The 12,509-nt window shown below is 47.5% G+C and carries 13 protein-coding genes; 9 read left to right on the top strand and 4 right to left on the bottom strand.

Going from position 1 to position 12,509, the window contains the following annotated elements; genetic code table 11:
• Nucleotides 1-6: 6 nt before the first annotated feature.
• From ACXAJH_RS04375 to ACXAJH_RS04360, 4 genes are read left to right on the top strand one after another with little or no spacing between them, the layout of a single operon-like run.
• The gene (locus ACXAJH_RS04375) at nucleotides 7-543 is read left to right on the top strand and encodes a GNAT family N-acetyltransferase (RefSeq protein ID WP_027954602.1); all 537 of its coding nucleotides are present in this window, start codon (nucleotides 7-9) and stop codon (nucleotides 541-543) included.
• 30 nt (nucleotides 544-573) lie between these two features.
• Nucleotides 574-924 carry a VOC family protein gene (locus tag ACXAJH_RS04370; RefSeq protein WP_474968848.1) on the top strand — a complete coding sequence of 117 codons (351 nt, stop codon included), beginning with the start codon at nucleotides 574-576 and terminating at the stop codon, nucleotides 922-924.
• Nucleotides 925-958: 34 nt separating this feature from the next.
• Nucleotides 959-2,041 (top strand): NAD(P)H-dependent flavin oxidoreductase, encoded by a 1,083-nt coding sequence (locus tag ACXAJH_RS04365; protein WP_474993174.1) that lies wholly within the window; start codon nucleotides 959-961, stop codon nucleotides 2,039-2,041.
• Nucleotides 2,042-2,098: 57 nt separating this feature from the next.
• Nucleotides 2,099-2,503, top strand: a complete 405-nt coding sequence (locus tag ACXAJH_RS04360) for an NUDIX hydrolase (protein WP_474968846.1) — start codon at nucleotides 2,099-2,101, stop codon at nucleotides 2,501-2,503.
• A 125-nt stretch (nucleotides 2,504-2,628) separates the two neighbouring features.
• Here the strand turns inward: ACXAJH_RS04360 and ACXAJH_RS04355 are convergent, their stop codons facing one another.
• Both ACXAJH_RS04355 and abc-f read right to left on the bottom strand, forming a co-directional pair.
• The gene (locus tag ACXAJH_RS04355; protein WP_474968845.1) at nucleotides 2,629-3,270 is read right to left on the bottom strand and encodes a YczE/YyaS/YitT family protein; all 642 of its coding nucleotides are present in this window, start codon (nucleotides 3,268-3,270) and stop codon (nucleotides 2,629-2,631) included.
• Nucleotides 3,271-3,614: 344 nt separating this feature from the next.
• The gene (gene abc-f / locus ACXAJH_RS04350) at nucleotides 3,615-5,171 is read right to left on the bottom strand and encodes a ribosomal protection-like ABC-F family protein (RefSeq protein WP_474971306.1); all 1,557 of its coding nucleotides are present in this window, start codon (nucleotides 5,169-5,171) and stop codon (nucleotides 3,615-3,617) included.
• Between the two features lie 148 nt (nucleotides 5,172-5,319).
• Here abc-f and ACXAJH_RS04345 point away from each other — a divergent pair, with 148 nt between their 5' ends.
• The 5 genes from ACXAJH_RS04345 (at nucleotide 5,320) to ACXAJH_RS04325 (ending at nucleotide 9,568) form a co-directional block, all read left to right on the top strand.
• Entirely contained in the window at nucleotides 5,320-6,222 is a 903-nt protein-coding gene (locus tag ACXAJH_RS04345; RefSeq protein ID WP_474993468.1) for an NAD(P)/FAD-dependent oxidoreductase, read from the top strand.
• An 88-nt stretch (nucleotides 6,223-6,310) separates the two neighbouring features.
• Complete coding sequence (locus ACXAJH_RS04340) at nucleotides 6,311-7,834, top strand: potassium/proton antiporter (RefSeq protein ID WP_027954595.1); 1,524 nt, start codon at nucleotides 6,311-6,313, stop codon at nucleotides 7,832-7,834.
• Nucleotides 7,835-7,940: 106 nt separating this feature from the next.
• Entirely contained in the window at nucleotides 7,941-8,366 is a 426-nt protein-coding gene (locus tag ACXAJH_RS04335) for a DMT family transporter (RefSeq protein WP_027954594.1), read from the top strand.
• 18 nt (nucleotides 8,367-8,384) lie between these two features.
• Complete coding sequence (locus ACXAJH_RS04330) at nucleotides 8,385-9,080, top strand: Crp/Fnr family transcriptional regulator (RefSeq protein WP_474993172.1); 696 nt, start codon at nucleotides 8,385-8,387, stop codon at nucleotides 9,078-9,080.
• Nucleotides 9,081-9,091: 11 nt separating this feature from the next.
• Entirely contained in the window at nucleotides 9,092-9,568 is a 477-nt protein-coding gene (locus tag ACXAJH_RS04325; protein ID WP_474992205.1) for a DMT family transporter, read from the top strand.
• Between the two features lie 13 nt (nucleotides 9,569-9,581).
• Here ACXAJH_RS04325 and ACXAJH_RS04320 read toward each other — a convergent pair whose 3' ends face one another.
• Nucleotides 9,582-11,435, bottom strand: coding sequence for a terpene cyclase/mutase family protein (locus ACXAJH_RS04320; RefSeq protein ID WP_474993171.1), 1,854 nt, complete (start codon nucleotides 11,433-11,435; stop codon nucleotides 9,582-9,584).
• Nucleotides 11,432-12,400, bottom strand: a complete 969-nt coding sequence (locus ACXAJH_RS04315) for a nucleoside hydrolase (RefSeq protein ID WP_474993169.1) — start codon at nucleotides 12,398-12,400, stop codon at nucleotides 11,432-11,434. The genes ACXAJH_RS04320 and ACXAJH_RS04315 overlap by 4 nt, the downstream gene beginning before the upstream one ends.
• Nucleotides 12,401-12,509: the final 109 nt, after the last annotated feature.

Here is a 12,509-nt window from a genome sequence, read left to right as displayed (position 1 = left end):
AGACGAATGAAAACAGCAACGAATTTCTTTATGCGGGAGATTACATCAGAGGACTGGGAAGCGGTCCACAGCTATGCGTCCATTTCTGACGTCTGTCGTTTTCAGGCATGGGGACCGAATTCAGAGAGAGAAACGAAACTTTACATAGAGCAGGTCCTTTCCGATACGAGCGTGGAGGACCCGACCAGGTATGTTTGGGGGCTGGCGGATATTGAAGAAGGTCATTTGATCGGAGCTGCTGAAATGAATATTCTGGATAAGGAAAATGAAATCGGCCGGATCTCTTATGTGATCCACCCGGGGTACTGGGGACGCGGCATCGCTACACAGGCGGCGGAGCAGATGATTTCCTACGGATTCCAAAACTTGACCCTGCATAGAATTGAGGCTGTCTGTGATCCACGCAACGCCGCAGCCATCCGTGTTTTGGAAAAGAACGGAATGGAGAAGGAAGGACGGATGAGAGGGCATTTGAAACTCGATCAAGGCTGGCGGGATTCCTACTTGTACAGCATCCTTGTGACGGATGCTCTTTATCGTTGAAAGGCAGACCGAAACAGAGGAGGAAGTAATATGACCACTCCGGTAAAAAATGAAATCGGGACCGTTTTTATCCCTGTCCGGGATATAGAAAAATCCCGTGACTGGTATTGCTGCCTATTAGGTGTACCCAATGACGGTGAAATCGTCCATGACCACTTGTACATCCTGCCGATGAAGGGGACTGGAGCGGTTTTGGACAGCCGGATATATGAACCCGGCAGAACATTTGATATTCCGGTTTTTCATTTGAATACGACAGATATAGAAGCTGCTTATGATTACATGATGTCTCAGAACATCAATGTTGTGACAGAAATCCAGCGCCACTATTTTAATTTCAAAGATCCGGATGGCAATCTGCTGATGATCTGTCAATGTTGATATTGGATGCATCTGAAAAGAGGAGGTTCGGTAAATGGAGAAGCAACACCGACTTGTCCATATGCTTTCTATCAAGTATCCCATCATACAGGCGGGAATGGCAGGAGGAGTTTCGTCTCCGTCCCTTATAGCAGAAGTGTCGAACCATGGAGGTCTCGGTACACTCGGCGTTGGCTATATGCACCCTGAGGAAATGAGGTCGGCCATTAAAAATATCAAAGAAAAAACCAGCAGGGCATTTGCTGTGAACCTGTTTGTGCCAGAATATCCCGAAGTAAGTGGAGAAGAGGTGACAGCCGCCCATAAGGCGCTGGAACCCTACTATGATAAATTGGCTGTACACGAACGTCAGGACCCCTTTCTTGATGTGGAATTGTTTGAACAGCAGATCAATGTCGTATTGGAAGAGAAGATACCAGTCGTAAGCTTTACATTCGGTCTCCCTTCAGGAAGGGTGATGAAAGCATTGAAACATTCAGGTGTCATTACAATAGGAACAGCTACAACTGTTGAAGAAGCTGTTTTGAATGAAATGAAAGGCATGGATATCGTCGTTGCTCAGGGAAGTGAAGCAGGCGGGCACAGAGGCTCTTTCCTGCAGAGTTTTGAAAAGAGCATGATCGGTCTCTTTTCACTCATTCCCCAGGTCGTAGATGCGGTGAAGGTTCCAGTTGTTGGAGCGGGCGGAATCATGGATGGCCGTGGTTTTTCGGCTGCTCTCTCCCTTGGCGCTGAAGGGGTCCAGATGGGAACCGCCTTCGTAACAAGCCGGGAGAGCGGAGCCCATGAGTTGCATAAGGAGATGATCCAAAAGGCCAGAGAAGATGAAATGACATTAACCAGCGCCTTCAGCGGAAAGCCGGCCCGGGGCATCCGTAACACTTTTACAAAATCGTTGAGCAGACATGAGGACCTGCTCCCATACCCTTTGCAAAACCAAATGACAAAAGCGATCAGACAGGCCTCCGCAGCCAAAGGAAACCCGGAATACATGTCCCTCTGGTCGGGGCAGAGCCCAAGGCTCAGCAGAGACACTTCAGCTGGAGAAGTAATCAGTGATCTTGTATCCTATGTTGAAGAACATCGGGTGCTGCCCATCACCTGGTCATCTACATAAGGAAGAGCAGGTGAACATACGGACAGTTTACATAATAAGGGGGAGGTCGCGGGAGGAATGGCACCAAAGCACATCATATCGGCAGCGACGGTCATATTGAATGAAGAAGGAAGATTTGTACTGATTCAGGGGCCGAAGCGGGGCTGGGAGATTCCCGGTGGGCAGGTGGAGGAAGGAGAATCCTTAACGGCAGCTGCTGTCAGGGAGGCTGAAGAGGAATGTGGATTGAAGATTGAAGTGATCCGGTTCTGCGGCATTTTTCAAAACGTTGATCGGTCTATCTGTAATGCCCTTTTCATTGGAAAAGTGATTGGAGGAGAATTGAAAACGACCGCAGAGGCTCTGGATGTTGGATTTTTCAATTTGGAAGAGGCTGAAAAGCTTGTCACATGGACGAATTTCCTGGAAAGGATTCAGGCGTGTCTGGATGAAAAGAATCAGCCCTTTTTATGTGAATGGTAAAGAGAGAAACCCGGGCGTTAAGAAGCCCGGGTTTTTGTTATGAATGGGAGGAGGATGAATGAAAAAGCCTGCAGGGAAACATGAGGTTTCTCTGCAGGCGGTTGGTAAAATAATTCGATTATGCTTTAATATGGAGCTTCCTGATAGGCTTGATCTGCTGCTGCCGGCAGTCGGTGATACAGCGGATAAACTTTTGTATAAGCCAGTTGGATCACGGGACCGAGAAACAGCATAGGGGCCAGTGTTCCAAGTCCCACAGGTCCTCCAATAAGGAAGGCCAGAGAGGTCATGATGACCGCTACAATCGTCTGACCTGCCTGCAGGCTTAATTGGAAACGTTCACTGACAGCAAGGAAAAGCTGATCGACAGGCGCTCTCGGGAATTCCGGCAGAATGTAGATGGCTACACCAATACCGATAATGATGACACCGGCAAGCAGAGTCACAACTTTTACGAAGAACGGGGCAGCCGTTAAGTTTACACTTGCAAAGACGATTTCAAGCCAGAAGTCCAGGATGAGACTTTCCAGAAATACAGGGATGACCGCCCGGATTTCAGGCATTGATTTCATGAGCTTTGCATTGATGAAGATAATTATCAGCTGAAAAACCCCGTACCAGAAACCGACCGTAAATCCGAGGTGGTCAGAAACCCCGATGAAAAATGACGTCCAGAATCCAGCTCCCAGTGTGGCATTGATAAGCAGCGCAACACCGAAGAAGTTAATAAGCATACCGGTCAGATAGACGATTGAGCGGTAAAGCATACATGTTCCTCCCTTCCTTTTCCAAATGAAAATGCACAGCACTCTCTAAATTTCTCACCACATTTTATTAGGGTGTAAGAGGGGGTGTCAATCATAAAATTTTGGAAGAGGAATGGAAGCGGTTGCGCTCTTATGACAGTCTTTAGAAAAGTCCGGAATTCAAAAATCGGACTCAGCTTTTAAGGCTTTTTTTCTGCAGCAGTAGAGTAGTCTGAGCTCCTTCCTGAATAAAAAAACTGCCTCTGTCATGTTGAAATAAAAAGGGGAGGTTTTCTGTCCAACAGAAAACCTCCCCTTTTTGCCGTGTGGTCGAAAGCTGCTGACAAGGATGCAGCCTTTTTCCATTAAAAGACTTTCGTCGTCCAGTCTTCGCAATTCCATACATCCGTCACGATATCCTGGTAAAATTCCGGTTCGTGTGAAATGAGCAGAACGCTGCCCTTATATTCCTTAAGGGCTCTTTTCAGTTCAGCTTTGGCATCCACATCCAGGTGATTGGTCGGCTCGTCAAGAACGAGAAGATTGGTTTCTTTATTGATCAGCTTACAGAGGCGGACTTTTGCTTTTTCTCCACCACTGAGCACCTGGACTTTGCTCTCAATGTGTTTTCTAGTCAGCCCGCACTTAGCGAGGGCGGCGCGTACTTCATACTGGGTGAAGTGCCGGAATTCTTCCCACACTTCTTCAATACAGGTGCGGCTTCCCACATCGGTCAGCTCCTGTTCGAAGTATCCGATGTGCAGGTGTTCTCCAAGTTCCACGGATCCGGAGACAGGTTGAATTTCCCCGAGGATACTTTTCAGCAGGGTCGTCTTACCGATTCCGTTTGCCCCGGAGAGGGCTATTTTCTGGCCGCGTTCCATAGATAAATTCAAAGGACGGGACAGAGGCTCGTCGTAGCCGATGACGAGGTCTTTCGTCTCAAATAGATACTTTCCCGGTGTACGGGCCTGCTTGAATTGGAAGCTCGGTTTCGGTTTTTCTTTATCCAGTTCGATGACATCCATCTTATCCAGCTTTTTCTGGCGGCTCATCGCCATTTTACTTGTAGCGGCATTGGCTTTATTGCGGGCTACGAAATCCTTGAGGCTGGCGATTTCCTTCTGCTGCTTTTTATAAGCGGCCTCCAGCTGCTGTTTCTTCATTTCATATACTCTTTGAAATTCCTCATAATCTCCCGGATAACGGTTCAGCTCCTGGTTTTCCATGTGATAGATCAAATTGACTACACTGTTCAGGAAAGGAATGTCGTGAGAGATGAGAATAAAGGCATTCTCATACTGCTGCAGGTAAGTGCGCAGCCATTCAATATGTTCGACGTCCAAATAGTTGGTCGGCTCATCCAGAAGCAGGATATCCGGTTTTTCCAGCAGCAGCTTGGCAAGCAGCACTTTCGTCCTCTGACCACCGCTCAAGTCGTGGACATCACGCTCAAGGCCGATATCATCCAGCCCGATCCCATTGGCGACTTCATCCACCTTTGCATCAATGGTGTAAAAATCATTGTTGGTCAGCATATCCTGAATGCTTCCGGTTTCCTCCAGGAGGGTTTCCAGTTCTTCCGGAGAGACTTCTCCCATTTTTGCGAAGAGGTTGTTCATTTCCTGCTCCATATCAAATAAATACTGAAAAGCTGTTCTCAGCACGTCACGGATGGTCATGCCCTTGGCAAGGTCTGCGTGTTGGTCAAGATAACCAATCCGGATCCGCTTGGACCAGGTGATGGAACCGGCATCCGGTTCAAGTTTTCCAGTAATGATATTCATAAACGTTGATTTACCTTCGCCATTGGCACCGATCAACCCGATGTGCTCCCCTTTTAAAAGACGGAAGGACACATCCTCGAAAATCGCACGGTCACCAAAGCCGTGGCTCAGGTTTTTTACTGTTAGTAAACTCATAGTCGTAAACACCTTTTTTCCTTGTAGTAAAATTGCTCTTACTCATTATAAAGGGGATGGACGCTGGATGACAGGGTGCGGAGAAAAAAAGAGTAAATAATCCGCACGTGGGAAAGGTAAGCGAAAAGGTTGAACGGGCGTGGATACGATGAAATATGACTGCATTATTATAGGAGGAGGTCCGGCCGGGCTGCAGGCAGCCGTCCAGCTTGGAAGGTATATGCGGAGCGTCCTTATCGTAGATGCTGGTTCAGGGAGGTCCTCGGCGTGCCGGAAATACAGTAACCTGCTTGGTTTTCCGGAAGGTGTCAGCGGGGATACATTGAGAAGGCGTGGTCTGAAACAAGTAGAGGCTCTTGGAGTTACGCGTGTGGAAGAAGAGGTCAGCCGTGTTCATAAGTCTTTCACAGATTTTATTGTCCAGACCCGGAAAGACCGCGTGTACAAAGGTAAAAGTCTTTTGTTCGCTACAGGTGTCCAGGATGCATACCCGTATGTTCCTGGTTTACAGGAGTGTCTGGGGGTTTCTGTCTATATTTGTCCGGATTGCGACGGGTATGAAGTGAAAGGCAAACGGACAGCTGTCTGGGGGTGCGGAGACCCAGGGGCGGACATGGTGGAAACCATCTATTACTGGACGAGAGATATTATTTATGTCAATCATGGTGCCCTTCCATTGACTGCTGAGAAAAGAAGAGGGCTTGAGGATAAGGAAATCCCTGTCTATGAAGCGGTGGTTACGGACCTTGCCCATCATCTTGGACAGGTCCAGTCCTTGAGAAGTTCCACTGGAGAGTCCTGGGCTGTGGAAAAAATCTTCCTTGCTTTTGGTGGAAGCCGCCCCCGAACCGAATTGGCTTACTCTCTCGGTGTCATTCAGGATGATAAAGGACACGTTCTCGTGGAGCCCCGAACGAAAATGACAAATATTGAAGGCGTCTGGGCTGCTGGGGATATTTTGATGCATTCTCAGCTGGTCAGTACAGCGGCAGCCGATGGAGCTCAGGCGGCGGTTTGGATTCACAAATGGCTTCACAGGCAGTCTTTTTGATTTTGGCCGGGTCCTGTAGGATAATTATAGATGACTCACGTCTTTTTCCTCAAAATCCCCATTACCAACGAAGGAGCATAGACCTTCCATGTTTTTCGAAGCTTTTGGAACAGACTCATTTTTATTATTAACCGCTTTATTACTTTTCAGCGGTGTATTCGTAGCTAAATTCTCAAGCCGCTGGGGGATCCCGGCGCTTATTTTATTCATTTTGATCGGCATGTTATTCGGAAGTGAGGGCCTCGGCATCGTTTATTTCAACGATGCATCAACGGCACAGTTGATAGGTGTATTTGCCCTTGTCATTATTCTATTTGAAGGCGGGCTCCATACGAAGTGGGCTACAGTGAAGTCTGTTGCACTTCCGTCTCTGTCACTCGCCACCCTTGGTGTGCTCCTTACCTCGATGATTGCCGGGTTTTCCGTCTATTTTCTGTTTGAACTCAGTCTGTTGGAGAGCCTCTTGTTTGGTGCCATTGTAGGATCCACTGATGCTGCAGCCGTTTTCGCTGCCTTGAAAGAAAGGAATATCAAGGCGAAAATGGGAGCGACGCTTGAGGCCGAGTCAGGGACGAACGACCCGATGGCCGTCTTCTTGACTTTATCTTTCATTGAATTGATTACTTCACCGGATACATCCCTGTGGATGCTGATTCCCCGCTTTTTCTTCCAGATGGGTCTCGGTCTTGTATTTGGTTTTGTGTTAGGGAAACTCGCTTCGGTTTCGATTAATAAGATTAAACTGGATTCCAGTGCTCTTTATCCGATTTTCTCGGTAGCCTTTGCCCTGGCTACTTACAGCATAACAGCATTCAGCGGAGGCAGTGGCTTTCTTGGAGTATACGTAGCGGCGCTTGTGATTGGTAATAGCGAATTGACATACCGGTATTCCATCTTTCAGTTTAACGAAGGCTTTGCATGGATGGCGCAGATTTTAATGTTTGTGATTCTCGGCCTTTTTGTTTTTCCGAGTGAATTGTTCACCGCCCCGATCATGATCAATGGTCTTCTGCTTTCGGCGGTGCTTATTTTAATTGCCCGCCCCGCCGCCGTATTTTTGTCATTACTTGGCATGAACTACTCGAATAAGGAAAAGTTGTTTATATCGTGGGCTGGTTTGCGGGGAGCTGTCCCTATCGTTCTCGCTACGTTCCCAATTGTAGAAGGCTTGGAAAACAGCCAGAGCTTGTTTAACCTCGTTTTCTTTGTTGTTCTGACATCAGCCCTTGTGCAGGGATCGACGATTTCCTATGTAGCCAAGAAGATGACATTGGTAGGTCCGAAAAAGGATGTGCCCCACCACAGCATCGAACTTATATCGATGGGGAAAGCCAAGGCAGAGATGATTCAATACCAGACCAATGCTGAATCAGCGGTTGTCGGAAAAAAACTGCATGAGGTAAGCTTTCCCAACCGTGCCAATATCAGTGCCATTATACGCGATAACGAAGTGATTACCCCTTACGGAGAGACAGAGATTCACGCTGGGGACTTTTTATACATCCTTGTCGAGGAGAAGTATAAGGCCCAGTTGAAGCGGACACTGGAGGAGCGGGTGAAAAAAAGTAAAGAGAAACAAAAAGAAAAGCAGAAACAGGACGCGGTCAACTAACGTGTCTGTTTCTGTATTTTTTTTGCATCTATGACGAAAAAGGACATATGTCCTTTCCGGGTGCTCTGTCTTCCTTTTTAATATAGGAAGAACAGGAGGCTGACGTATGAAAGGTGCATTATTTTCCCTGCTTGGAGGTCTTTGTATCACCCTGCAGGGCATTTTCAACGCGAGAATGAGTGATTCCATTGGCGGCTGGCATACAACATCAATGGTTCATTTGGTGGCCTTTGCCATTTCATTCTCCATTTATATGAAAGTAAGAGATGGAAAAGGGAAGAGCTTTGCGCGTGTTCCCTTCGTATATTTGACCGGAGGGACTTTCGGTGTCATTGTCGTCTTTTCCGAATTAACCGCTATCCATCAGATCGGTCCGGCTGCTGCTATTGCTGTTTTACTCGTCGCGCAGATTGGTACCGCCTTTATCATTGAATCACGCGGATGGTTTGGTGAGAAGAAAATACCAATTACCCTGAGGCAGGCGGCAGGACTGACGATGATGGTGCTTGGCGTGATCCTTTTTCAACTTTGATTTAGAGGAGACATCACCATGAAAGAAGCAAACACAAAGAAAATGATGGACTACCTGTCCATGTATGATCTTGACCAGTATTTTCCCGGACCCTACAAGGATAAGCTTCAATTGTTTTCCTTTACAGAAGGTGAAGATTTATTTGTGCCGGGGGAAAAGCTGGACCGGCTTTATTTCTTAGTCGAAGGGAAAATTAAAATTTACACCCTCACACCAGAAGGCCAGTCACTGATCAACCGGTTTAAAAAACCGCTCGCAGTCATCGGCGATGTTGAATATGTAAAGCAAAGTGCCGTACTTAATTCTGTTGAAGCGGTCAGTTCGGGTGAAATGATCGGTTTTCCCTATACAGCACTGAAGGATTTGGAAAAGGAGCACCCGGCTATTCTCCGTTTCCTTTTGGAAATGGTGGCACATAAATTTTATACAGAGTCTCATTTTACGAGTATGCATATGCTTTATCCTGTTGAAGTCCGGCTGGCCGGGTACTTGCTGTCCATCTCTTCTGTAGGTGAAGGGACCGCTTTCCATCAGGAAATGCGTACGTCCAACTTATCCGAACTGGCCGAGTGGATTGGAACGAGCTACCGCCATTTGAACCGGGTCCTGAGAAAGATGGAAGCTGATGAAGTTATCGAAAGGTCGAGAGGATCGATTATGATAAAAAATTTACAGGAGCTCCGGCTGCTGGCAAAAGGTAATATTTATGAATAAGGAGGAATTCGATGTCAGGCATCGTTCTTGCCGTCGCGGCAGGCATATTGATCAGTCTGCAAAATGTCTTTAATGCCCGGGTCAGTGAGAAAACAGGGCCATGGGCCACAACAACGCTAGTGCTCGGTCTTGGCCTTGTCTGTTCACTGCCGGTGTTTTACGCCGTTGAAAGGGAAAGTCTGTTCACTTTTGGAAATGTAAATCCGATTTATCTATTCGGCGGGGTCTTTGGTGTTGGAATCGTTTTCTTTTTAATGCAGGGAGTTACGTTGATCGGCCCGGCTTATGCTATTTCAATTGCTTTGATTTCCCAGATCGTTCTTGCATTCATCATTAATACAGGAGGATGGTTCGGGTTTGCTGCTTCCGATTTATCCTGGCAGAAGCTGCTTGGTATTGCGCTTCTGATCGGTGGTGTCCTTGTTTATAAGCTGGAGAAAAAGCCGGAGGTACGTGAACATACAGAGGAGCATCAGCTGCGGGCCTGAAGCCCACGGCTGATTATTCGTCCATCTGCAGGTATTTTTTCAAGGCGATAAGCGGCCAGATAGCATGATAGCTGTGGTAATGGATATAAAAATTTCCGGGCAGGCCCGCTCCCGTAGGGTATCGGGTACTCCAATCTTCGTTTTTCAGCTGCGTTAACAGACTGGAGACTCCTTGATCAATGGCAGGCGTCCTTTTTTTGTAAACCGAAAGAAGAGCATCCAAAGCCCAGGCTGTCTGAGAGGGTGTGCTGGTGCCTAACGGAGTGTACGTTCCATTTTGATCACTCCGGCATGACTCTCCCCAGCCGCCATCCGTGTTCTGAATGGACATCAACCATTCAGCGGCCTTGAGACCGGCAGGGTGGTCGATGGTTTTTCCGGCAGCGGCCAAACCGGTCAGCGCCGCCCATGTCCCGTAGATGTAACAGACTCCCCAGCGTCCGTACCATGAACCGTCCTTTTCCTGATGATCGATCAGCCAATGGACGGCTTTTTTTATTCTTGGATGGTCAGGTTTAAGACCACCATCTGTGCATAAGAATTCCAGTGTTCTCCCTGTCAGATCCGCTGTGGATGGATCAAGAGCGGCATGCGCAGCTCCATCCATCGGCACATAGCGGAGGAGTGGGTTTGTTTTCCCTTTTTCAAAAGCCGGCCAGCCCCCATCCTCATTTTGAAGTCCCATCACCCAGTTCAACCCACGGATATAATGGTTCGTGAGCGGAGAGTGACTTTTTAAAAAGGGGGAAAGAGCTCGTAAAGCTGCCGTGGTATCATCAAGATCAGGATGGATGGAATTGCTTTTTGAAAACCCCCACCCTCCGGGTAGAAGAGAAGGGGCTCCCATCACCCAGTCTCCGTATTTGTACTGCTGATGTTGGAGGAGAAAGGATAATGCTTTGCTACAGCCTGCTTTAGATGATGGAGGAAGGGCTAGAGCATAAGCCGCCAGGGCGGTATCCCATATGGCTGAGGGGGAGTTCTGCATATGATACCCTTCCTGGAGTGGAAAGAGGTGGGTTCTCAATCCTGAAATGGCCCGTTGTATGACAGGATGGGATTCTTTATACCCGCATGACAGCAGGGCATAAATCATATAAGCGGTGGAGCTCGTATAACTATAAAGTGTTCCATCCGATTCAATTCGATCAATCATATAGGATTCCAGTCTTTTTCTGGCGGTCCAGTACAGCTGCTCTGGAGCTCCGGCAAGATGGAGAATTTTCCTTTTTATATGAGCAAGCAGCTGTGGAGAACGATGGTCTGATCCATCTGCCACTGTTCGGTTATTCAATGTGTGAAAGTCTGGAATCCCTGGTTTCAACAGGCGGAATTTTTTGTCGGACATAAGCAGGATCGGTGCCATATGCACCCTTGCATAGCTGCTGAAATCATAAAAGGACAAAGGCGATTCAGGGGGGAGGAGGCTGATATGAACAGGCAGGTGGAAGACATGCGGCCAATCATATTCCCCGTAGATGGCAAGTAAAATTTTTGTCATGGAGTGGGAGCGGCGAAGACCTCCTTTGGCACGGATGAAATGAAAAGCTTTTTGTATTTCCGGACTTTCCTTCTTATAAAACCCGGCGTAAAGAAGGGCGAATGAAGCTTCGATCGTTGCAGATAGATTCCCTTTTTCATCATGATAGAGGGACCACCAGCCTTCTGGCTGTTGTAAGGAAGCAAGTCGTGTGCATAGACTTTGGATGGTGGAAGCATCGTTCGTGAAGGAGTGCAGCAAAAGGATCATCGAGACATCTGTGGAAAGACTGTTTTCAAAACAGTAAGAGTAGTGACCATCGTGGTCCTGTTCAGCCTGGACGGCAGAAGTGATTTCAGAAACGGCCTTTTCTGCTCCATCCTTCATGAGCAGCCCTCCCTTTTCGGGTGCGTCGTGGTGGAGATGGGGGAAGAGCTGATGGTTAAGATGAAATCATCGACAAAAGCCTGCACATCAAATTCAAGACAAATCGCAGGGTCACCCGGGTTGGAGTGTGACCCCGGGCGGAAATCAGCAATAGATGTTCCTTTTCCTTCCCCTTCGACTAAAACAGAGACGGATCTTCTTACATATCTTCCCTTCCCGGGGTTGATCATCAAGTATAAAGTCAATACATCATGGAGAGGAGCCCCTTTGATTCCGGGGGTAAGGGTTTGATAAGCTTCTGTATAATAATCCATAAGTTCTTTGAGAATCGGCACAAGGGGATGAGAAGAATAATCCGTGATCTGCTGGATATGGTGAGGGGTAATGACGGCTTTTGATGTCACATTCAAGGGAATGATATAGATGGTCGCAGCCCGCTGAAGGACGATGTTGGCAGCAACGGGATCACCAAAAAAATTGGCCTCCGCAGATGGGGTGACATTGCCTGGAACCAAAAAGGCCCCACCCATGAGGAAAATGTCTTTAATGTGAGGTTCTATATCGCTCCCGAGGAGAAATAAATGCGCAAGCGCTGTGTTCCGCCCGATGTCCACAATCGTTACATCGGTATGGGCAAGGAGAATATCATACACATCAGAAAAGTTGTTGAGTCTTCCTTTAAAGGGTGGAGGAGTCAATGGACCGAGTCCGTCCGGCCCATGAATTTCAGGGTAGTACTCAGGGGTTTCACCACTCAATGGACTGTTTGTTCCACCGATCATGGGAATGGAAGGGAATCCGGCTTTATTCAAAAGAAAAGCTGCGTTATCAACAGCTTTTTGTTTCGTTACATTTCCGTAGCTTGAGACGATGGCGAGCACTTCAATTTGGGGATGCATCAGGGCATACATAATGGCGATGGAATCATCAATACCAGGGTCGGCGAACAGGATGATTTTTTTCACTAATCTGCTCCTCCCTCATCATATGTGCTTCTACCATCGTATGGGCAGAAAGAATATTTCATGTATATCAGAAAGGTGGACATCCCGTGGCAAAATTATTGAGGAATGA

The sequence above is a fragment of the Halobacillus sp. ABD4_316 genome, assembly GCF_056161385.1.
This window is presented reverse-complemented; position numbering and strand designations above follow the sequence as displayed.